At 34.8% G+C, this 20,575-nt stretch carries 19 protein-coding genes, 1 tRNA gene and 1 riboswitch; of the genes, 14 read left to right on the forward strand and 6 right to left on the reverse strand.

Features of this window, described 5'->3' with window-relative positions; all coding sequences use genetic code 11:
* Nucleotides 1-4: 4 nt before the first annotated feature.
* Nucleotides 5-77, reverse strand: a tRNA-Lys gene (locus ACFRAE_RS15330).
* A 345-nt stretch (nt 78-422) separates the two neighbouring features.
* Between ACFRAE_RS15330 and ACFRAE_RS15335 the strand changes: the two genes are divergently transcribed.
* A complete protein-coding gene (locus tag ACFRAE_RS15335; protein WP_422798049.1) occupies nt 423-722 on the forward strand; it encodes a barstar family protein in 300 nt (99 codons plus the stop codon).
* A gap of 59 nt (nt 723-781) precedes the next feature.
* On the opposite strand, the gene ACFRAE_RS15340 is transcribed toward ACFRAE_RS15335, so the two are convergent.
* Nucleotides 782-1,270, reverse strand: a complete 489-nt coding sequence (locus ACFRAE_RS15340; protein ID WP_422798050.1) for an SRPBCC family protein — start codon at nt 1,268-1,270, stop codon at nt 782-784.
* A gap of 448 nt (nt 1,271-1,718) precedes the next feature.
* Between ACFRAE_RS15340 and ACFRAE_RS15345 the strand changes: the two genes are divergently transcribed.
* The 4 genes from ACFRAE_RS15345 (at nt 1,719) to ACFRAE_RS15360 (ending at nt 4,214) form a co-directional block, all read left to right on the forward strand.
* Nucleotides 1,719-2,846 carry a lipid II:glycine glycyltransferase FemX gene (locus ACFRAE_RS15345; RefSeq protein ID WP_422798051.1) on the forward strand — a complete coding sequence of 376 codons (1,128 nt, stop codon included), beginning with the start codon at nt 1,719-1,721 and terminating at the stop codon, nt 2,844-2,846.
* A gap of 116 nt (nt 2,847-2,962) precedes the next feature.
* Nucleotides 2,963-3,181 carry a hypothetical protein gene (locus tag ACFRAE_RS15350; RefSeq protein ID WP_422798052.1) on the forward strand — a complete coding sequence of 73 codons (219 nt, stop codon included), beginning with the start codon at nt 2,963-2,965 and terminating at the stop codon, nt 3,179-3,181.
* 132 nt (nt 3,182-3,313) lie between these two features.
* Nucleotides 3,314-3,667 carry a hypothetical protein gene (locus ACFRAE_RS15355; RefSeq protein WP_422798053.1) on the forward strand — a complete coding sequence of 118 codons (354 nt, stop codon included), beginning with the start codon at nt 3,314-3,316 and terminating at the stop codon, nt 3,665-3,667.
* On the forward strand, nt 3,660-4,214 hold the full coding sequence (locus ACFRAE_RS15360) for an RNA polymerase sigma factor (RefSeq protein WP_422798054.1): 555 nt from the start codon (nt 3,660-3,662) through the stop codon (nt 4,212-4,214). The genes ACFRAE_RS15355 and ACFRAE_RS15360 overlap by 8 nt, the downstream gene beginning before the upstream one ends.
* A gap of 342 nt (nt 4,215-4,556) precedes the next feature.
* Here the strand turns inward: ACFRAE_RS15360 and ACFRAE_RS15365 are convergent, their stop codons facing one another.
* Entirely contained in the window at nt 4,557-5,543 is a 987-nt protein-coding gene (locus ACFRAE_RS15365) for a glycoside hydrolase family 43 protein (protein WP_422798055.1), read from the reverse strand.
* Between the two features lie 84 nt (nt 5,544-5,627).
* Nucleotides 5,628-6,308, reverse strand: a complete 681-nt coding sequence (locus ACFRAE_RS15370) for a nucleoside-diphosphate sugar epimerase (protein WP_422798056.1) — start codon at nt 6,306-6,308, stop codon at nt 5,628-5,630.
* 359 nt (nt 6,309-6,667) lie between these two features.
* On the opposite strand from ACFRAE_RS15370, the gene ACFRAE_RS15375 reads away from it, so the two are divergent.
* The 5 genes from ACFRAE_RS15375 (at nt 6,668) to ACFRAE_RS15395 (ending at nt 10,708) form a co-directional block, all read left to right on the forward strand.
* A complete protein-coding gene (locus ACFRAE_RS15375; protein ID WP_422798057.1) occupies nt 6,668-7,192 on the forward strand; it encodes a YceI family protein in 525 nt (174 codons plus the stop codon).
* A gap of 222 nt (nt 7,193-7,414) precedes the next feature.
* Nucleotides 7,415-7,942, forward strand: a complete 528-nt coding sequence (locus ACFRAE_RS15380; RefSeq protein ID WP_422798058.1) for a hypothetical protein — start codon at nt 7,415-7,417, stop codon at nt 7,940-7,942.
* A gap of 134 nt (nt 7,943-8,076) precedes the next feature.
* Nucleotides 8,077-8,724: a hypothetical protein gene (locus tag ACFRAE_RS15385; protein ID WP_422798059.1), complete on the forward strand. Its 648-nt coding sequence runs from the start codon at nt 8,077-8,079 to the stop codon at nt 8,722-8,724.
* 421 nt (nt 8,725-9,145) lie between these two features.
* Nucleotides 9,146-9,239, forward strand: a riboswitch (TPP riboswitch).
* 62 nt (nt 9,240-9,301) lie between these two features.
* Nucleotides 9,302-10,132, forward strand: coding sequence for a bifunctional hydroxymethylpyrimidine kinase/phosphomethylpyrimidine kinase (gene thiD, locus ACFRAE_RS15390; RefSeq protein ID WP_422798060.1), 831 nt, complete (start codon nt 9,302-9,304; stop codon nt 10,130-10,132).
* Nucleotides 10,133-10,249: 117 nt separating this feature from the next.
* Nucleotides 10,250-10,708: a copper resistance protein NlpE gene (locus ACFRAE_RS15395; protein WP_422798061.1), complete on the forward strand. Its 459-nt coding sequence runs from the start codon at nt 10,250-10,252 to the stop codon at nt 10,706-10,708.
* 69 nt (nt 10,709-10,777) lie between these two features.
* Here the strand turns inward: ACFRAE_RS15395 and ACFRAE_RS15400 are convergent, their stop codons facing one another.
* Nucleotides 10,778-11,815: a quinone-dependent dihydroorotate dehydrogenase gene (locus tag ACFRAE_RS15400; RefSeq protein WP_422798062.1), complete on the reverse strand. Its 1,038-nt coding sequence runs from the start codon at nt 11,813-11,815 to the stop codon at nt 10,778-10,780.
* A gap of 52 nt (nt 11,816-11,867) precedes the next feature.
* Here ACFRAE_RS15400 and ACFRAE_RS15405 point away from each other — a divergent pair, with 52 nt between their 5' ends.
* Nucleotides 11,868-13,778 (forward strand): ABC-F family ATP-binding cassette domain-containing protein, encoded by a 1,911-nt coding sequence (locus ACFRAE_RS15405; protein ID WP_422798133.1) that lies wholly within the window; start codon nt 11,868-11,870, stop codon nt 13,776-13,778.
* Nucleotides 13,779-13,899: 121 nt separating this feature from the next.
* Here the strand turns inward: ACFRAE_RS15405 and ACFRAE_RS15410 are convergent, their stop codons facing one another.
* Nucleotides 13,900-16,761 carry a M16 family metallopeptidase gene (locus ACFRAE_RS15410; RefSeq protein ID WP_422798063.1) on the reverse strand — a complete coding sequence of 954 codons (2,862 nt, stop codon included), beginning with the start codon at nt 16,759-16,761 and terminating at the stop codon, nt 13,900-13,902.
* Between the two features lie 118 nt (nt 16,762-16,879).
* Between ACFRAE_RS15410 and xerD the strand changes: the two genes are divergently transcribed.
* Genes xerD through ACFRAE_RS15425 form a run of 3 tightly spaced genes read left to right on the forward strand, consistent with a single transcriptional unit; the run spans nt 16,880 to nt 20,565 of the window.
* Nucleotides 16,880-17,773 (forward strand): site-specific tyrosine recombinase XerD, encoded by an 894-nt coding sequence (xerD, locus tag ACFRAE_RS15415; RefSeq protein ID WP_422798064.1) that lies wholly within the window; start codon nt 16,880-16,882, stop codon nt 17,771-17,773.
* 56 nt (nt 17,774-17,829) lie between these two features.
* Nucleotides 17,830-18,216, forward strand: coding sequence for a hypothetical protein (locus tag ACFRAE_RS15420; RefSeq protein ID WP_422798065.1), 387 nt, complete (start codon nt 17,830-17,832; stop codon nt 18,214-18,216).
* 39 nt (nt 18,217-18,255) lie between these two features.
* Nucleotides 18,256-20,565 carry a TonB-dependent receptor gene (locus ACFRAE_RS15425; RefSeq protein ID WP_422798066.1) on the forward strand — a complete coding sequence of 770 codons (2,310 nt, stop codon included), beginning with the start codon at nt 18,256-18,258 and terminating at the stop codon, nt 20,563-20,565.
* Nucleotides 20,566-20,575: the final 10 nt, after the last annotated feature.

Below are 20,575 nucleotides of genomic sequence, written 5' to 3' on the forward strand. Positions count from 1 at the left end.
TTTGTGATCCCGCTGGGATTCGAACCCAGGACCCATACATTAAAAGTGTATTGCTCTACCAGCTGAGCTACGGAATCGTATAAATTCTTTTTTGAAGAACCCCTCCTTGTTTGGAGTGATGCAAAGGTAGGTTTTTCTCTTTAAAATACAAATATAATCGTTAATTATTTTTTAATATTTAGAAAACTTACTCATTTATAAAGTGTTAATTTTCGGTATGTATAAAAAACGTTCATTGGCGAGTATTTCAATTTAGACAATATGCTGAAGATACCTGAAGTAAAAGCAAAGAACCTATATTTAAATAGAGTTAATCTGTAGCTTTAAACAAAATAGATAACTTGAAAAATAAGATTAGGTTTATTTCCGTTTAATTAGAAAAGAAATAACTTAATAATCAACGTTAAATAATTGAATTAAAAATGGAAGACCATAAGTTCATTATTATTATCGATGGCGCAAAATTTGAGGACAAGACGGAATTTTATAATCACATACAAGCACTATTCACTAATGATCTAGATTGGAACATTGGCCCTAATTTAGATGCATTTCACGACATCTTACAAGGAGGATTTGGAAAGTTTGCTATTCATGAGCCAATTAAGATCATATGGATAAATTACAAACGTAGTGAAGAGGTTTTAGGAACAGCCTATATTGAAAAGCTATTAAGCATCATAAAAGAACAAAAACATATAAGTTTAGCATTAGTCGATTAATAGTTTAGAAACGAACGTTATTAATTAATCAATAATCAACCAATAATCAGGATTAGCTATTAAGATTCCAATAAACCTTTCAATTTAAAAAAAGATTCAGTCCAGCCTGTCCTCATCAAAGGTTTCATTTCTTGAAAAGTATCTAGTTCCATTGCAGTAGCATCAGGAAGAACTTCCCAAGTCAATTGAATTTGCGTGCTAAAATCTTCCATACGCGTAAAATGGACTATTGTCATCAAATATGCTGGATATGAATCAGAAAATGGAGCTTGAATAAATCCACCTGTTGCATCACAAAAATGTTGTTTATAAATCAAACGTTCATCCCGTACAATGTTCATAAAATGGATAACACCATATTTCTTAGAACCATCCAGCATGATCATTTCCCAGAAAGATTGCCCACCCTCCCTAACATCAGCTTGTAGAAAAGTCATTTGAGACCCACTAGGACCTAACCATATAGAAAATTTAGCAGGATCAAGCCAAGCATTAAATACCTGACTGATGTGTGCATTAAATTCAAATTTGATAGTAAAGGAATCCATATTACTAATTATTTCACTAATTGATTCATTGAAAAACTACGCTTAGAGCTATTCCTACTTTACGAATAAAGGATAGGGATACAATAGGCCTCTACCCTATTTCATAGACATCACAACCTATAATTCCATAAACAAATAGAATTAGTTATCAAATATATAAGATAATCCATATTCATCTATCGGATTTTCTGAAATGTTTTAAGTAGTGGGGACAAATTATTCTACCCATAAAAACCGATCGCATTGCCTGTAAATCATAAGCATTATACCACTTCAATACCTAGTAAAGTGTAAAAAAACTACCAAAGCAGGTCTATTTTTTAAAATCAGCAGCATTTTAACAAGGTTTTGACAAATCTATTAGCCAAATACCTCTTTTATGGCTATGTTTGCCATTTTTGGCCTGTACTATAGTACTTAAAGTCAAAGGTTTAAAATTTCAATGATCATGATTGCAGATTTACAAGAAAAGAGTATTAAAGATATCTATAGAACTTCCATCATTCAGCAGACCGCTTATTGGTCTAAGGTTAAACTATTACAGGGCGTAGAAACATCTGCCTATAATTTTAAGGTTAATCTTCCGGACTTAGGTTTAAATCACTTGGAAGACGAAAGCTTTTTTATAGGTGATTTATTAATTATTCTTCAAAAGTTGGATCAAGACCATTGCATTGCCTACGTACCTTATGGACCGGAGATCGAACCTGCAGAAGATTGTCAGGGATATTTCCTAGAACAGCTATCCGAAGCGCTACGAACGAGCCTACCTTCCTCCTGCTTTATGATTCGGTATGATTTATCCTGGCAGTCTTTATGGGCAAAGGAAGAAGATTGTTACGATTTATATGGGAATTGGTTGGGTGCACCAGAAAAGCGGATTCAAGAAATACGGGTAAATTATAGTACCGAAAATTGGAATCTTCGGAAGGCTAATACAGACATCCTACCATCAAATACCATATTAATGGATTTGAAAAAGGATACCGACAATTTACTAGGAAACATGAAACCAAAAACTCGATACAATATCAATTTATCGACCAAGAAAGGCGTAAAAATAAAGTCTTTAGGTTTAGAAAGTCTCTCAATATGGTATGAACTATATAGGCAGACAGCACTACGGAATAATTTCTTCTTACACGATATGAATTATTTCAAAATTGTGTTAACAGCCCGTGCCAATGATACACAATCGCCGGCAGATGTCTATTTACTCATTGCAGAGGTGGAAGATAAACCTTTAGCAGCCATGTTTCTAGTAGTCACAGGCAATCGAGGCACTTATTTATATGGAGCATCCGCTTCCGAAAACAGGAATTATATGGCGACGTATGCCTTACAATGGAAAGCAATGCAACTAGCGAAAGAAAAAGGTTGTACAGAATATGATTTCTTTGGGATATCTCCACAAGCAGATCCAGCGCATCCACTCTACGGATTGTACCGATTTAAATCTGGTTTTGGTGGGCAAGTTGTTCATCGAATGGGCTGTTGGGATTACCCCCTTTCTCCTAAAAAATATGCTTATTATGCTTCCATGGAATTTAAAAATCAAAGTTACCACTTAAGTTAAGGGTTTATAGCGAATAATTAATTGCATAAGTACCTCCGACAAGAATACTTAACAATAAAACATTATTTACAGATTATTGTTAATCAAAGATCTTATAAACTTAAAAATCAATTACTATGGAAAAGTACTTTATGATGAAAAAGAGCATCATGGCCACATGCATGTTACTGGCGATGACTATTTACTCTTTTGCACAAGACAAGGGTTTAGATATTGATGTAGATATTGATAAAGGCAATGATTCTGCTGTTCAGCCATGGATGTGGGTAGTTGGAGGGGCCGTGTTCATTTTAATCTTAGTCGCATTATTAAGAGGCGGAAAAAAATCGACTTAATAGGGCTAAGAAAAAGGTATAATTACATTAGGTGTTCGAATGAGCACCTAATTTTTTTATCCTATTAAAAATAATTAGCCACATCTGTAACCTTTTTTCCCCGATGAACCACTAATGGATAAAAATATTATTATGGAAAAAGTATTAGCTATTTTTATCCCAATTGCATTATTTATTTGCATTACTTTGTGTGTGTTTTTTATTAGTAAATATCGCGCAGAAACCATTACCAAATTAGGTGGACCAATCCCTAAACTACCTAGAGTGGCTTTTCCTTGGCAAAAGGTGGGCATAGTAACTATTGGATTTGCATTAGGAATAATCCTTGCAGGTTACAATATGCAACATCAGATCATTTCCAATAATATGACGGAAGGATTTGCCGTTATTGGAATAATAACACTTTGTGTAGGGGTATCCATGGTGATAGCGGCACGATTTAAAGAGCCTAATACTGATGAACAGAAAAATGAGATAGATGGATAATCTTTACATTGATAAAGTATTATCTGGAGATAGTCATGCCTTTAGGTATTTTGTAAAAACATATAAAGACATGGCTTTTTCCCTTGCAATATCAATCGTGAAAAACGAACTTTTGGCGGAGGAAGTAGTACAAGATGCCTTTTTACAAGCCTATCTCTCCTTAGCGCAATTTAAAAAACAAGCTAAATTCAGCACCTGGTTTTATCGTATTGTCGTTCACTGTTCCTACAGCTCTTTAAAGAAGCGCTCCTGGGATACTGTCCCTATCGAACCTTTAGAGGAGGTTATGGAAATGGACGAAAGCATCATTTCCAAGTTGATTGAGGAAGAACAAAAACAATTGATACAAGACGCTTTGCTTCAATTACCTGGTCAGGAAGCATTGGCACTACGATTATTTTATTTAGAAGAATTGCATTTAGAAGAAATTACCCAAATTACGGGATGGACATTAGCCAATACTAAAGTCATCCTTCATAGAGCAAGAAAAAGAATGTCTATCGAAGTACAGAAACATTTAATAGGACAAGAAAATGCGCGAAGATAAATTTAAAGACTTAATGAAGTTATCCAAAGTGGAGCTTCCTTTTAATGACTTTGAGGAAAATTTAATGTTTAAGATTGAAATGGCCGAAAAAAGCCAATCGATTATTAAAAAATCACATAGCAACGCATTGATTTTCTTTGCTTTGGGCACCCTATTTGGAATGGGGTCCAATTATATTTTTTCGAAATATCTAGTTAATTTAACAGGAAACCCTTCGAATTTAGAATTCATACAAACATTATCATTAATAATTTATGTTCCTTTAATTGTATTATTCTGTTTAAAATTGATTGAATTATATAAACTTCACAGGCCAAGGCAATGGGAATAACATAAACGAAATTAATAAATGTCTTTTTGAAAAATCAATTCCCCCTGTCTCCCGACTGTAAGTAAACCCACATGGACCATTCTCAACCCATTTTCCGGTTTCTTGGAATCCGCATGTGTATGATAAATAATTAAAAATTCATTCTTATTTTTCGTTGGCAGGATGGAATTATGCCCTATTCCACTTATTCCCAATTCCGGTATTTTATCTGCAATTGGATTTTCTTCCGCTTTAACCCAAGGGCCAAAGGGACTTTTCGCTGTAGCATAACCAATACCATAGTTTGCTTCGAACGTATGATTTCCAGAATAAGTCATGTAGTACGTATCCTTCACTTTAAAGACAAATGGACCTTCATTGCATCGATTATGAGACCAATTTACTTTTTCCCAAGGCTGTGAAGCTTCCATGACCTTTATGGTATCACCAAGTACTTCCTTTAAGTCGGTACTGAGTTTAACTGCATATATCTTTCCAAAACTATAGCCATCTTGATGTCCGTTCATACTAAAGTATAGATATGGTTTATCCCCATCTACAAAAAGATGCCCGTCAATTGCTCCAAAACCATAATCAAAATAAGGAGTTTTGAGGTCTTGAAAAGGTCCTTCAGGATGATCGCTCACAGCAAGTCCTATTCGCAATCCATTTATTTTGGTCGACAAACCGCTGTAGGTTAAGTAGAATTTGCCTTGATAGGCTTTAACTTCAGGAGCCCAAAAAGCTGATTGCACCCAAGTGGAGCTATTCTTTTTCCAAATAAAGCCTTTAAACTCCCAATCTTTGGCATTTTTAGAAGTATAACATGGAAAGCCCTTATCTGCATTTTCATGAGTGCCTGTTAAATAGTAGATCCCTTTATGAAAATACATAAAGGGATCTCCTAGAATAATGGGTTTTCCATTACATAATAACGGATTCGTAACATTTACTTTTTGTTGAGCAAAACTTATGATGTTCAACATCATAAATAAAACGATGAACATTATTCTTTTCATGGGTAGATGAAGGTCGATAAACTATTCATTACAAATGTAGACTTTAAGAATGGTTAAACTGTCCTGCCACCACCTGTGTTTAACCTATACCAAAGGATCACCTTCATTGGCTAAAAACGAAATATCGTGAATTTCCAATATTTGTTTATTATATCCATAAATAGATACATAGATCATCGCTTTGGCTAACTCCGAAAACGTAAGAAAATAAGACTTACTAAAGGTCCTTAATATGGGGTAAAAGAAACGTACAATTTGATCTCCGCGTTGTACTAGACTTTTCGTATTCAAAGGCTGGACAATGGCTGGACGAAAATGATATACTCTTTTGAAGTTAAGTTTATTTAATGCATTTTCAGTTTTTCCGTTTATCCTTGCACTGTATTGGTTTGCCTGCTCCAAATTATCAGTGCCCGCTGCAGAGACATAACAAAATATAATCGAAGAATTAGCTTGAAGTAAATTCCATGCGAATTTCAATGTTCTTGTATAGTTATTATCAAAATACAGCTCTTTACTAACTTCCTTAATAGAAACCCGATCACAATAAAAACAGGAATCATAGGATTCAATCAATTCCGTTAACTGGTCTAAATTTTCTGAATCCGATAAATGCAGTAGTTTTATTTTCGGATGCTTTAACTGTAGATTCTTATCCCTAGAAATTAGTAAAACACGGTCTACTTCGGGATTACTTAAACATTCATTTAAAATTCCTTTCCCTAACTTTTTCTCAGCACCTACAATAATTACGTTTGATAGCATATAATCCTAATTTTGGCAGATCGATTTCTTGGCATGTATAGCTAAAAACGTACACAAACTATTCCAAAACTTCTCAAACGTTTGATTTAAAAGATTAAATGGCTTAAATTCAGGTATTATTTATTAATCTGTAGCCTATCAGCGAGTATAGCTATTTAGATAAAAGCATTTTCCTTGATGGGAAAATGGCGCAATTGGATTTACTAATGGTCAAACCATATGGGTAAAAAAATTATTAGTAATAATTCCCCGTAAACAATGTGCTGGGAATTTCATTTCTTAACATACATCAAGAGTTTAAGAACTTATTCATCCTACTTTTGTTCATCAAATAAAAAACATTATAAAATAAAAATATTATGGCAAACTGGAGCTTAGATACCGCACATAGCGAGATTGAATTTAAAGTAAAACACATGATGATCTCTACCGTTAAAGGTCAATTCAACACCTTTAATGTGAATGTACAAAATGATACAGATCAATTTGAAAATGCAAAAATTGAAGTTGAAATTCAAACTGAATCTATTAACACGAACAATGAACAAAGAGATCAACATTTAAAAAGTGCTGACTTCTTTGATGTAGCAAATCATCCTACAATTAATTTCATTTCTACAGAAATTACTAAATCCGATGATGATGAATATAAAGTAACTGGCAACCTTACGATTCGTAATATTACAAAGCCAATTACTTTAGAGGTAGAATTTGGAGGTTTAAGTAAAGATCCTTGGGGAAATCAAAAAGCAGGATATACCGTTACTGGAAAAATTAATCGTACAGACTTTGATCTAAGCTGGAATGCTGCTTTGGAAACTGGTGGTCTAATGGTAAGTACTGATGTGAAATTTCAGGCTGAAATTCAGTTTGTCCTTTCGTAATACCTATAGTAAAACGACGATAAAAACACAGATCACTAGATCTGTGTTTTTTTTTGCAAAGACAATTACACACGGATATAGAAGTATTTTAATTGCAACAATGACTTATGTATCAATTGTAAATTATGACTAAATTATAACCTTAAGTTAATCATATTAAAGTATCTAGTAATACTTAAAAATATTATTCATATTTTTACCATACAATCAAATAAATCAATTATGTCAATTAAATTATTCATCACAACCGCCATCCTATGTTTAAGTGCGACTATTAGTTTCGCACAGCAGAATGCAAATCCGGATATTTCTTTAACACGAAAGCAATCTTTATTTTTTGAAGTATTGGGCCCAGGAGTAACCTACTCCTTTAATTACGACACTAGATTTCAAAAAACCAACAATGGATTAGGTGGTAGAATCGGCGTAAGTTATTTAGGAGGGGCTGATGATATTAAAGTATTTACTGTGCCTGTAGTGCTCAATTATTTATTGGGTAAAAAAGGTAATTATTTTGAACTTGGTGCAGGAGCTACTTTTGTGAATGTATCTTCAGATTTTGAGTCTGGTAGTGATGTGTTATTTTTAGAAAACGGAAACGAATCTACCGTATTAGGTACGTTAAATTTTGGATACAGAAGACAACCCGTAGATGGTGGTTTTACTTTTAGAGCGGGTTTTTCCCCTGTATTTGGTCAAGGAAACTTTATTCCCTATTGGCCATACATAGGTTTTGGATATTCATTTTAACTCTTTCATAAGATAACGGCAAATCTAGCGTAGATTTGCCATTTTTTTTTATAGTCATATCATTAAACCTTTACTCATAAATTCTTTCTAACAAGTTAAATAACCCAAATATGTTTAACCGTTAATCTAAATTTATGAGACTATTCTATACCCTCTGTTTACTCCTTTTTTTCATCTACAATTGTTTTGCTCAATCTGATTTTAATCATCAAATAAATGATGAGTCCAAAGGCAAATTACTTTTTGAAGGAGGCATTGCCATTCCACAAGGCCAGCTAAAGAATATCATGAATAGCAGTCCTGCTGTCGGAATATGGATTTTAAATAACATTAATAATCGAAGTTCCATTGGACTAGGTGGTTCCCTATTTTTTCCTAAAAAGACCTATTTTTGGTATCAAAACCAAGATCTTGAAACCTATACTAAACCTTTTGCAGGTATGCTTGGCTTAAGATTGGATCATCGTTTTTCATTAAGTCCGCAACATACTTGGAGCATCCTTCTGAATACCCTATTTGGGGTTGGATTTTACATGTATCATGACATAGAAAAAGAATATGAATATGAAGATTGGCCGGAATGGCGAAAAGAAGAAGAAGAAGAACCATCTTTTGAATCTGCTTTCGGAACATTACATTTCGGACAAGGATTAAGTTTGTTTTATAAAAATTTTGGCGTATTTGCTCGATACAATTATGCCCCATACGGTCTTTTCACTAAAAAAGTCAATCAGGAATTTGGTTCACAGCACATCAATTTTGGTTTTATTTTTAGGCGATAATTCATACGCTCCGTACTGAAATACTCCATACAGCTTTTATAAATGTTGATCAGCAGCAAAACTGACAAGATGAACAAAAATGAAGCAATTGAATTCACTCAGGTATAAATCATTTTAATTATCCCAGATGGGATAATTAAAATGATCTATACCTGTTCGGAATCAGTTCCTTCATCAAGCATATTGGCATCAGGTGAATGTATACCTAAAATTTAACAGGAAAACAGGCATAACACGTACTAATTCATTTCTTGATATGGAATCATTATATAAAAGCACCTTCCTTCCGATAAGTGTTCCTCCTCTTTGTAGTATTGGGAAAATTAGTCTAAAAATGCGTAGCTAAACCTTTGGTAAATAATGCTTCGAATATTCATACAATGAGTAAACTTATGAAAACGTAATATTTTACATAGCTTTGTCTAAGCTTTAGGGGTATTCGGTATCCGAATTGAGAAAAACCCTTAGAACCTGATCTGGTTAACAGCAGCGTAGGGAAAAGCTTAAATAGTATCGCATTCAAGTATACTATTTATTCATTTCCCAGTTTATTAATTTTTAGCTTAAACAAATGGAAATGACTATTTCAAATCAATTTACGATACCTACCATACTTGCTATTGCTGGTTTTGATGGCTCCGGCGGTGCAGGTTTACAAGCTGATAATAAAACATTTGCAGCGCTAGGATGTTATGGATTGAATGTATTATCGGCCTTATCTATTCAAAATACCTTAGGGGTAAAAAGCATCTTAGATTTACCAATGGAGAGTTTTAAAATGCAACTAGACAGTATTTTTGAAGATAGTTATCCGCATTGCATCAAAATCGGCATGCTTCATAGCAAGGAGCAATTCAACGTATTAATCAGCTATTTAAAAGCGTACGACGGTTTTGTAGTGTATGACCCAGTATTGGTATCCTCATCTGGATATCAATTTATCAATCAACAAGATCTCATACCCCATATTTATGATTTAATGCCATTAATCAATCTAATTACACCAAACTTAGATGAGCTTTCTTTTATCCTTTCGACTAGAATTAAAACATTAGATGACGTAAAGGCTGCAATTCCTAATATTTCCAAATGGGCATGTGAAGCAATATTAGTGAAGGGGGGGCATTTAAATAGCACACAATTGACAGATATATTGGTTGAAAAGAATCAACAGATTCAATATTATCAACATGAAAAAATCGAGAGCATGAATACCCATGGTACAGGCTGTACCTTATCGTCTGCCATTGCGAGTTATATTGCCAAAGGTTGCTCCTTAACAGTTGCGGTAGAAAAAGCTATACAGTATGTACAAGAGGCTTTGAAACGCGCAAAAGATGTAAAGTTAGGCCAAGGTAAAGGTGGTTTGATCCAACACATAGATTTGGTCGGAAATCCTTTTCTTTAGAGTTAACTGTATTTACCAGCATTAGGCTACAAGTTCTTCAAAACTATTTCACAATTAACCATTAAAAATAAGCTATAATCAAAACATATTGATTAAATTGCTTAAAATTAAATTAATATGAAAAATTCAATTATTTTAATGGCCATGTTGCTGACATGGAGTATGACTTCCTGTGTATCCAACAGTAATAAACCTGGAGCAGAACATCAACATAGCCCTACTGATAGTACATCCATTGCCACAGGAGATAATTCTCAAACTTCCTTAGATTGGGCTGGAACTTATACAGGTGTATTACCCTGTGCAGATTGTCCAGGAATTGAAACCAGCATTACATTGAATGATAACGAAACCTTCCATTATAAGGCTGCTTATCAAGAAAGAGATACTAATTTAGAAGATCATGGCAAATTCATGTGGCATGACAATGGATCCATAGTTCATTTAATGGGTAAAGAGGTCAACATGAAATTAAAAGTAGGTGAAAACCAATTGTTCAGCCTAGATCAAGATGGAAAAATTATAGAAGGTCCATTAAAAGAATCTTTTATCCTTAAGAAAATTCAACAGCCTTAAATAGCACTAATGCCGACAAAAAAAGCCAGTACGAACTGGCTTTTTTTGTGTTATATGCTCATAGTTCGATTATGATTTTCTTTGTTTGATTATCGCTTTACAAATATCCGCAACTAAAGAGGGACCCTCATAAATAAATCCTGTATACACTTGAATCAAACTAGCTCCTGCATTCAATTTTTCGATTGCATCTGCTGCTGAATGTATCCCTCCTACGCCTATAATAGGAAATGCTTGATTAGACTTTTGATGTAAGTAGGCGATTACTTGTGTAGAACGGCTTGTCAATGGTTTACCACTTACCCCACCCATTTCTTGCACTAAGGCTGGATCACTTGTCAACCCTTCACGGGAAATCGTCGTATTGGTTGCAATTACGCCAGCAATCTTTGTTTCTTGCACGATTTCTATAATATCATCCAATTGAGAATCCGTCAAATCAGGAGCAATTTTTAATAAAATAGGTTTAGGATTGCTTTTTAAAGCATTGGATTGTTGCAGGGTATGTAATAAGGCTTTTAGAGGTTCTTTCTCTTGCAAATCACGTAATCCTGGCGTATTTGGAGAACTCACATTGACAACAAAATAATCCACATAATCAAATAAGGCTTGAAAACAGTAGCTGTAATCCGCTACAGCATCCTCATTAGCTGTCAATTTATTCTTGCCAATATTCCCACCTATAATCACTCCATTTTTCTCTTTCAAATGCTTTAAACGACCTGCTGCAACATCAGCACCTTGATTATTAAAACCCATTCTATTAATTATGGCAGCATCAGACACTAACCTAAACATTCGTGGTTTATCATTCCCAGGTTGCGGCTTAGGGGTCACGGTCCCAATTTCAATGAAACCAAAGCCTAGCCTACTCATATCTTCAATATACTCCGCATTTTTATCAAATCCAGCAGCTAGACCCACTGGGTTTTTAAAGGTTAATCCAAAAACTTGGGTTTCCAATATTGGATCCTCAACCGTAAATAAAGACTTTAATATAGATTTTGAACCCCAAATTTTATTAAATGTCTTCAGTCCAGAAGTGACACTGTAATGTGCTTTTTCCGGATTCATGGAAAAGAAAAATGGTTTGACTAACTTATACATAAGTGCAAATGTAGCCAAAGATGGAGAAATATTCATTACTTTTGCTACCGAAATGATATCTATAAATAACTTAACCTTTGAAATTGGCTCTAGAGCCTTATACGATGAAGCCAACTGGCATATCAAACCTGGTGATAAAGCTGGCTTGATCGGTGCTAATGGTACTGGAAAATCCACCTTATTAAAACTCATTGTAGGCGATTATAAACCTACCAGTGGAACCATATCCATGGCCAAAGATTTGAAATTAGGCTATTTAAATCAAGACCTACTCTCCTATCATTCCGACAAAAGTATCCTTCATGTTGCAATGGAAGCGTTTGAAAGACAAAATCAATTGCATGGTGAAATTGAAGAACTGCTTAAAAAAATGGAAACGGATTATTCCGATGAAATCCTTAATAAACTGAGCAATAAACAAATGGAATTTGAAGCCCTTGATGGTTATCATATCGAATTTAAAGCGCATGAAATTTTAGCAGGTTTAGGGTTTTCAGAAGATGAACAACAAAGGCCATTAGCGACCTTCTCTGGAGGTTGGCGTATGCGCGTGATGTTGGCTAGAATATTACTTCAAACACCAGACATCTTATTGCTGGATGAGCCAACCAATCACTTGGATTTACCATCCATCAAATGGTTGGAAAATTATTTGCAAGCATTTGACGGAGCAATCGTTATTGTATCCCATGACCGGTATTTTCTGGATAGAATTATAAATAAAACCGTTGAATCTCGAAAAGGGAAACTTAACTTATATGCTGGGAATTACAGCTTTTACTTAGAAGAGAAATCACAACGTGAGGAAATTCAAAGTAATCAGTTTAAGAATCAACAAGCCAAAATAAAACAGGAAGAAAAGTTAATTGAGCGTTTCCGCGCCAAGGCAAGTAAAGCTAAAATGGTTCAATCTAGAATCAAAGCGCTTGACCGCATGGAAAAAGTGGATAATGTGGATGATGATAATCCAGAAGTTAACTTTAGTTTTAAATTTTCAAAACCCTCGGGAAGACATGTTGTAACGATAGAAGATATCTCTAAATCGTATCCAAATCTTGAAATTCTAAGAAATACCGATGGTCTTATTGAAAAGGGAGATAAAATAGCACTTATTGGCGCCAATGGTAAGGGTAAATCCACCCTATTACGAATTGTCGCTGATGCCGATAACGAGTTTAAAGGTAAAAGTATAAAAGGTCATAATGTTTCTCAAACCTTCTTTGCACAGCATCAATTAGAATCTTTACACTTAGAGAATTCCATATTGCAAGAATTGGTGACCTTTGCACCTAAACATACGGAAACTGAAATAAGGTCTATTTTAGGCTGTTTCCTATTTACTGGGGATGACGTATTTAAAAAGATTAAGGTTTTATCTGGTGGAGAAAAATCTAGGGTGGCTTTAGCCAAAGCGTTGACTGCAGATGCTAACTTTTTAGTTTTGGATGAGCCCACCAACCACTTGGATATGGCTTCCGTCAATATTTTAATCCAAGCACTTCAGCAGTATGAAGGTACATTGATAGTCGTATCCCATGATCGATATTTCTTAGATCATGTTGCAAATAAAATATGGTTTATTGAAGACAAGCAGATTAAAGAATACCCGGGTACGTATGAGGAATATGAAATTTGGAATGCCAAGCGTGTGTATAAACCTGTAGAGAAGGAAGTTAAAAAAGTTAAGGAAGAACCTAAAAAAGAAAAAACGCCTGTTACGGAAGATTCCAAGCGTTTATTGCTAAAGAAAAATAAGGAGCTTGCTGCTTTGGAGCTAAAAATCTCGGAAAAACAAAGTCTTGTTAATAAATTAGAACATGATTTAGCTTTGGAGGAGATATATTCTGATGCAATTAAATTGCAAGAATGTACTAGAAATTACAATTCAGAAAAAGCTAACTATGAACAATTGCAAAAAGATTGGGAGAATTTAGCTGAAGAGATAATGGACTTAGAAGGATAAATTATCCATTAGAAATACAAAAGGGATGAAATATTGATATTTCATCCCTTTTTTTATTCCAGAACAAAGGGGTTTATTCAAAAATTTACCCCTTTGTATATTCATTACTGAGCTTTTTAGCTTATTTTTTTTCTGCGTCTGGTAATAATATAAATTTGAATAATTTATCTTCTTTTAAATATTTATTAGCCACAGTTTTAACCGTTTGAACGGTTACTTTTTCTAAATTATCAAGGTATAAGGTGCTAGAAGCAGGATCTTTACCTAATTGATAATTGCTCAACAATTGATTTAACCAATATCTATTCTCTTTAATATTCAATTCATGTTGGCGTTTCTCCTCGATTATAAATTTATCCAAATCTTGCTGAGCAGGACCAGCAGCTTTAATTTTCTTAAATTCATCCAACGTGGAATTAATTAAAGAAGGATATTTTTCTAAGCTCGTCCCGAAACCTACATTAATACTGTACCGTGGTATCGGATTTTTACCGTAAGATGCGCGAGCTCCTGTACCATATACCCCACTTTCTTCTTCCCTCAGGCGTTTTAACAAACGATTTGAAAGTACATTTTCCAATGCCGCCATGTTTATGTTTTCCTGATCATTAAAAGTGTAATCGCCGTAGATGGATAACCTAACATTCGCTTTAGGTTCTTTCCCTTTTTGGACAATTTTTTCAATTCCTTTGGCAGGCTCCACAATTTTCAAATCTTTTGCTTGCTCTTTACGACCAATAGCTGGTAGCGCGGCTAAATAATCGGTCAAATAGGGTTTAATTTCTTCTTCGGTGAATGAGCCAACAATTACGAAAGTAAAATCTGAAGCATCAGCAAAACGGTCTTTATAAATTTCTAAAGCACGTTGCTTATCTACTTTCGATAACGTTTCTTTATTGAATGGATTTCTTCGAATATTAGTACCATATAATGTCTGAATCATGCCTTGGGAGAACACAAAATTTGGATCATTATCCCTATTTTCTAAATTGCTGAGCTGTTTGCTCATGATACTTTGGAAAATATCATCCTCAATTCTAGGGGCTGTAAAATATCCGTAAATCATTTCGAAAGCGGTCTTTAAACCTTCCTTATCCGATGAGCCAGATAAGCCTTCCGAACGTTCTTGAATAAATGGACTGATATTTACTTGTTTACCTGTTAAGTATTTTTGCAGTTCAATGGTACTTAACTGACCAATACCACTACTATTTACTAGATTCGCTGCAAAGCTAGCAGACATGTAATCTGCATCAGCATAAATGGAAGTACCTCCAGGACTAAATGCACTAATTAAAATCTCGTCATTTTTGAAGCTTGTAGGCTTTAAAACCACTTTAACCCCATTGCTTAAAATCAATTCTTTGGATCCAATCTTCGCTAAAGCTTTCTCCGATTTAATACTTCCTTTTACAGGTTCCTTAGCAAGCAATGGCAATTCTGATACTTGATCCACATAAGCAGTCAATTGTTCTTTATCAATATCTGAAAACCATGCATTGATGTTTTCTTCTGCTGGTAATTTGTCTTTCTCCGAATCTGGAGCAAGGATTAATACATCGCGGTTATTATCAATATAGAATTGTTTACCTATAGCTTCTACCTCTTTAAGTGTCAATGACGGTAATAATTGTTTCGTTAATTGATAACGATCCTCATTACTTAAAGCAAGGCCATCATTTAAAAAATGATCTAAATATGCGCCTACATAACTGTCAGATTTACGCTTATCTCGCTCGATGTAAGAAGTTTCATTCCCTTTAGCATAAGCAGAAATGGCACGTTTAAATTCTGTAATCGTAAAGCCAAATTTATCCGCACGGTCTAATTCCCGAACGATCGCTTTGAAACCTTCCTCAAATTGTCCTGGTTTAGAAACAAAATACGCACCGAAATTATCTAGGCCACCAATAAAATCAGAAATATCAACTCCAGATTGTACAAATGGCGGATTAGCAGATTGTCCCAATTCACTTAACCTAGAATTGATCATTTGTCCATAAACACCTTTTAATAACTCCCGACGATAATCTTTTACGGTTTTAACCTTTTCTTCTGGATGTTTAATCAAGATCTGACCTACGGTATACGTCATCTCTGGATCAGTTACTTTAATAAACTGATTTTTATTAAGAAGATCTACAGTGTATTTGGTTCTTGCTATTGGATTTTTTTCTACTCGCATGTCTGAAAACAAGCGTTTGATTTCATTCTCAATATAAACAGGATCTACATCACCCACCACAATTAGGGATTGCAATTCAGGGCGATACCAATTTTTATGAAATGTACGAATGACCTCTGGGTCAAACTTCATTACGACTTCTTCGGTACCTATTGGAGAACGATCTGCATACCTAGACCCATTGACCATCACCTTCATATATTGATCACGCATGCGTTGCATAGCTCCTCTACCTCCTCGCATTTCCTCCATGATAATACCACGCTCTTTATCAATTTCATCCGTTTCCAACATCGCATCTTGTGACCAATCCCGCATCACTTGAAGACCATTTTTTAACAATTCTGGATCATCCGAAGGAATAGGCAATTGGTAAACAGTTTCATCAAAAGAAGTATAGGCATTTAAATCAGAACCAAATCGAACACCTGCTTTTTGCAAATAATTGATTAACTCATTTTTAGGAAAATGTTTTAATCCATTAAAATTCATGTGCTCTAAAAAATGGGCTAATCCTAATTCCTTTTCAGTTTCTAAAATGGAACCTACTTTAATAGCTAAATACATGGTAACCCTTTTCTCAGGTTCCGTATTTTTACGAATATAATATTGAAATCCATTAGCCAATTTACCTACCTTCACTTCTTTATCAAATGGCAATTGGGCATCCCATTTCGATGTATCTGTTAATAGTACAACTTTGGCCTCTGAACTTAAAGAGGATGGTACATAAGCACTTGCTAATTCGGTTCCGAATGGTAATAAAAATGCAAGCGCCAAGGGTTTTAGAAAATTCATAATCTTTAATTCTTTACTTGGATGGTAATTTTGTTAATTCAAAGTCGAATCTACAACTAATTCTTTATTCTAGAAAAATTGCAGCCTACATAGTATAACTTTTACATATATTTAACACATGGAATGGGATGCCCTCAAGCTTGATTTTAAACGATACCTCCTATTAGAAAGGGGTTTGAGCCAAAACAGTATTTTAGCCTATTTAAACGACGTTCAAAAATTGCAAGATTATTTAATTTACGTCAATTTACCTTTAAACCAAGTAACTAGTAAAAGTTTACAAGATTTTTTATCATGGATTCAGCAATTCGCTATTTCACCCTTTTCCCAAGCCAGAATTCTTTCAGGTTTAAAAACATTCTTTCAATTTTTACAAATTGAACAACAATGGGCTAATAATCCTGCAGAACTCCTTGAATCTCCAAGACTCGCTCGTAAAATTCCATCGGTACTATCCATTGTGGAAATAGATCAATTAATTGCCGCAATTGATTTGTCCACTTTAGAGGGAATGCGAAACAAAGCCATATTAGAAATATTATATGGCTGTGGTTTACGTGTTTCTGAACTAACCAATCTAAAAATATCCAACTTACATTTAGACGTTGAATTTATTAAAGTGGAAGGAAAAGGAAATAAAGAACGTTTAATTCCTATTGGACAACAGGCTATAAAATACCTGAACCTTTATATAAAAGACGTTCGAATACATCAACCCATACAAAATGGGCAAGAAGATTACGTATTTTTAAATCGTAGAGGAAAACCCCTCTCTCGAGTGATGATTTTCTTAATTATCAAAGATCTAGCCTCCAAAATAAATCTTCAAAAAGAAATTAGTCCGCATACATTTAGACATAGTTTTGCTTCTCATTTAGTCGAAGGTGGCGCTGATTTAAGAGCTGTTCAAGATATGTTGGGGCATGAAAGCATCAGTACAACCGAAATCTACACCCATATAGATAAAGAATATCTACAAAGTATTATCACGCAATACCATCCTAGATCTTAATGCAACAAAGTATATTTTGATTTGCAACTTAATTGCATTTGTTGTACATTTGCATTGTGAACAAGTACATCGCTCAATTTAGGCAATACATCGCATTATCTGGAATATCTATTATATTGATATCCTTGATCATGCTTTCTTTGCATGATCATGCGCATGTACATCAATCAGATTGCAATACAATTGGCGTACATAAACATGCGGATCATGACCATTCCAATCAAAATCAGCAACCATTTGATTCAATAGATTGTCATTATTGCTTTGTATTTTTTCATCAACATGTTGATCAAATTCCAACTTATCAATTTCAAATCCCATCTTTCACTACCTTTGAAATAGACTTCGGATTAGGTAAACCTCTAGCGGGACCGATCATTCGCAAGTTTTTCATCAAAGGTTTAAGAGCTCCTCCTCAGGGCATGCTTTCAAAAAACGCGTAATAAATACGATTATTACTAACCTTCTTTCTACTATCTTACATGTCAAAATATATGTTGGCAATTGTTCTTATGCTTTCTTCTTGGAAGGTATCGGCACAATCCACAAATTATAGCTCATTAATTGGTAAAGTAATGGATGATAACCAACAAGTTCTTGTTGGAGCAAGCATCCGTTTATATTCCTTAAATCTGAAGACAAAATCCAATGAACAGGGTACTTTTGTTTTTCATAAAATTCCTAATCATAGAAATTATCGATTAAAAATCCAGCTGATTGGGTATGAAGATTATGAAGACATTATCCATTTAAGTCATGATTCTACGATTAATATCCACCTACATACGGCCGTACAAGAAATCGAAAGTATCCGTGTAACTGGCCATAAGCCTGAACAAAATACAGCGGTAATACAGGCATTATCTAATGATCAAATAGCGGAATCAAAGGGTAAATTAGCGGCTGAGGTATTTAGTCAATTAAGTGGTGTTTCCATCTTAAGTTCTGGTCATGGCGTCGCAAAACCAGTCATTCACGGATTACATAGCAATCGAGTAATCCTGTTAAATCAAGGAGTAAAACTGGAAGGCCAGCAATGGGGCATGGAGCACGCTCCAGAATTGGATCCATTTAGTGCCGACGAGTTTGAATTGATAAAAGGAGCACAATCGGTCCGTTATGGAGCAGACGCACTCGGTGGAGTTTTAATTAGTAAATCAAAGCCCATAAAGACCGATCGAATATCTGGAAAAGCTGATTTATTAGCACAAACGAATGGTCAAGGACTTACTGGAAACCTTCAGTTAGAAGGCGGTTTAATGGGCTATCCAGGTTTAGGATGGAGGATTCAAGGATCGGGTAAAAAGTTAGGTGATCGTCGTACAGCTTCTTATAACTTAGGCAATACGGGTACAGAAGAAAAAAACGCTTCAGCCAATTTGAATTATCAAACTGATGCGCATCAGGTAGATGCCTATTACAGCTTGTATTCTGCTGAGCAAGGGATATTTTACGGCGCACATATCGGAACTATTGAGGATATTTATGCGCGATTAGCACATGATGAACCTCTTGAAAAATATGCGTTCTCCTACCAAATCAATGCGCCTAAACAGGAGGTAAATCATCACCTTGCCCGATTAAAATATCAATACATCCTATCCGATGACGTTCGATTGGAAGCCCAATATGGCTTTCAACGGAATCACAGAAAGGAATTCGACATGCGTAGAAGTGTAAGTGATGATATCCCCATGTCTGACCTCGTTTTAACGAGCCAAGATTTGAATGTGCATCTAAAACTGAACAAACATACCATTGGCTTACAATCAGGGATTCAAGTCAATAATAATATTGCAGGAACAGGAACAACCCCTATAATTCCAAATTTTGACAGTTATCAAATCGCACTATTTGGTATACATCAATACCAAATGAATAAACTAACCTTAGAAGCAGGTTGGCGATATGATTATAAATCTTTTGATGCTGCAGGATATCGTTTTCGATATAATGAGGAAAATTCAGCAATACCTGAGCAATACTTATTAACTGACAACCGAAGTTTTCAGAACATTTCAGGAAATTTGGGCGTTCAATATAGTTTCCATGAGGCATGGGCTTACAAAAGCAATTTGGGATTAGCCTGGAGGGCACCAACTGCGAATGAATTGTATAGTGATGGGGTACATCATGCCGCTGCAATTTATGAACTAGGAAATCTAGATTTGAAAACAGAAAAAGGCCTTAAATGGATTCATTCCTTAACCTTTGCTCCTGATCAATGGAATATTTCTGCGGATGTTTATGCACAAGGGATTAATGGTTATATCTACAGCATGCCTGATCCTTTACAAGTAAAGCAAACCATTCGAGGCACATTTCCACTTTTTAAGTATGAGCAGCATGATGCGCTATTTTATGGAGCTGATTTCTCTGCTAGCTGGTCCATCAATACATCATTCGCTTATCAAATAACGGGAAGTATGGTGAGGGCTAAAAACAGAGAAAACAACAGTTACCTGCCCTACATTCCTTCCGATCGATTTGGCCAACATATCCAATGGAATTTCCATAATAATGCATTAGACTATGTCAAATTAAGCCATCAATTCGTAAGTAAACAAAACCGATTTATGGAAGGTTCGGATTATGCTGCAGCACCAGCCAGTTATCATTTATTCAATCTATTTATTACGCGTACAATTCCATTAAATCAAAGAACTGCAAAAGTGTCACTTGCCGTAGATAATCTTTTGAACAAATCATACAAAGATTACATGGATCGATTTAGGTATTATGCCCATCGTCCAGGTCGCAACTTCACATTATCCTTTCAATACAATTTTTAAAAAATAGACA

This window comes from Sphingobacterium sp. HJSM2_6, from assembly GCF_049316305.1.
Lineage (GTDB): Bacteria > Bacteroidota > Bacteroidia > Sphingobacteriales > Sphingobacteriaceae > Sphingobacterium.

Excerpts from the sequence above, each read along its gene's own strand:
- ACFRAE_RS15335 (WP_422798049.1), top strand. The coding sequence starts at position 423 with ATGGAAGACCATAAGTTCATTATTATTATCGATGGCGCAAAATTTGAG.
- ACFRAE_RS15340 (WP_422798050.1), bottom strand. The coding sequence starts at position 1,270 with ATGGATTCCTTTACTATCAAATTTGAATTTAATGCACACATCAGTCAG.
- ACFRAE_RS15345 (WP_422798051.1), top strand. The coding sequence starts at position 1,719 with ATGATTGCAGATTTACAAGAAAAGAGTATTAAAGATATCTATAGAACT.
- ACFRAE_RS15350 (WP_422798052.1), top strand. The coding sequence starts at position 2,963 with ATGGAAAAGTACTTTATGATGAAAAAGAGCATCATGGCCACATGCATG.
- ACFRAE_RS15355 (WP_422798053.1), top strand. The coding sequence starts at position 3,314 with ATGGAAAAAGTATTAGCTATTTTTATCCCAATTGCATTATTTATTTGC.
- ACFRAE_RS15360 (WP_422798054.1), top strand. The coding sequence starts at position 3,660 with ATGGATAATCTTTACATTGATAAAGTATTATCTGGAGATAGTCATGCC.
- ACFRAE_RS15365 (WP_422798055.1), bottom strand. The coding sequence starts at position 5,543 with ATGAAAAGAATAATGTTCATCGTTTTATTTATGATGTTGAACATCATA.
- ACFRAE_RS15370 (WP_422798056.1), bottom strand. The coding sequence starts at position 6,308 with ATGCTATCAAACGTAATTATTGTAGGTGCTGAGAAAAAGTTAGGGAAA.
- ACFRAE_RS15375 (WP_422798057.1), top strand. The coding sequence starts at position 6,668 with ATGGCAAACTGGAGCTTAGATACCGCACATAGCGAGATTGAATTTAAA.
- ACFRAE_RS15380 (WP_422798058.1), top strand. The coding sequence starts at position 7,415 with ATGTCAATTAAATTATTCATCACAACCGCCATCCTATGTTTAAGTGCG.
- ACFRAE_RS15385 (WP_422798059.1), top strand. The coding sequence starts at position 8,077 with ATGAGACTATTCTATACCCTCTGTTTACTCCTTTTTTTCATCTACAAT.
- thiD (WP_422798060.1), top strand. The coding sequence starts at position 9,302 with ATGACTATTTCAAATCAATTTACGATACCTACCATACTTGCTATTGCT.
- ACFRAE_RS15395 (WP_422798061.1), top strand. The coding sequence starts at position 10,250 with ATGAAAAATTCAATTATTTTAATGGCCATGTTGCTGACATGGAGTATG.
- ACFRAE_RS15400 (WP_422798062.1), bottom strand. The coding sequence starts at position 11,815 with ATGTATAAGTTAGTCAAACCATTTTTCTTTTCCATGAATCCGGAAAAA.
- ACFRAE_RS15405 (WP_422798133.1), top strand. The coding sequence starts at position 11,868 with ATGATATCTATAAATAACTTAACCTTTGAAATTGGCTCTAGAGCCTTA.
- ACFRAE_RS15410 (WP_422798063.1), bottom strand. The coding sequence starts at position 16,761 with ATGAATTTTCTAAAACCCTTGGCGCTTGCATTTTTATTACCATTCGGA.
- xerD (WP_422798064.1), top strand. The coding sequence starts at position 16,880 with ATGGAATGGGATGCCCTCAAGCTTGATTTTAAACGATACCTCCTATTA.
- ACFRAE_RS15425 (WP_422798066.1), top strand. The coding sequence starts at position 18,256 with ATGTCAAAATATATGTTGGCAATTGTTCTTATGCTTTCTTCTTGGAAG.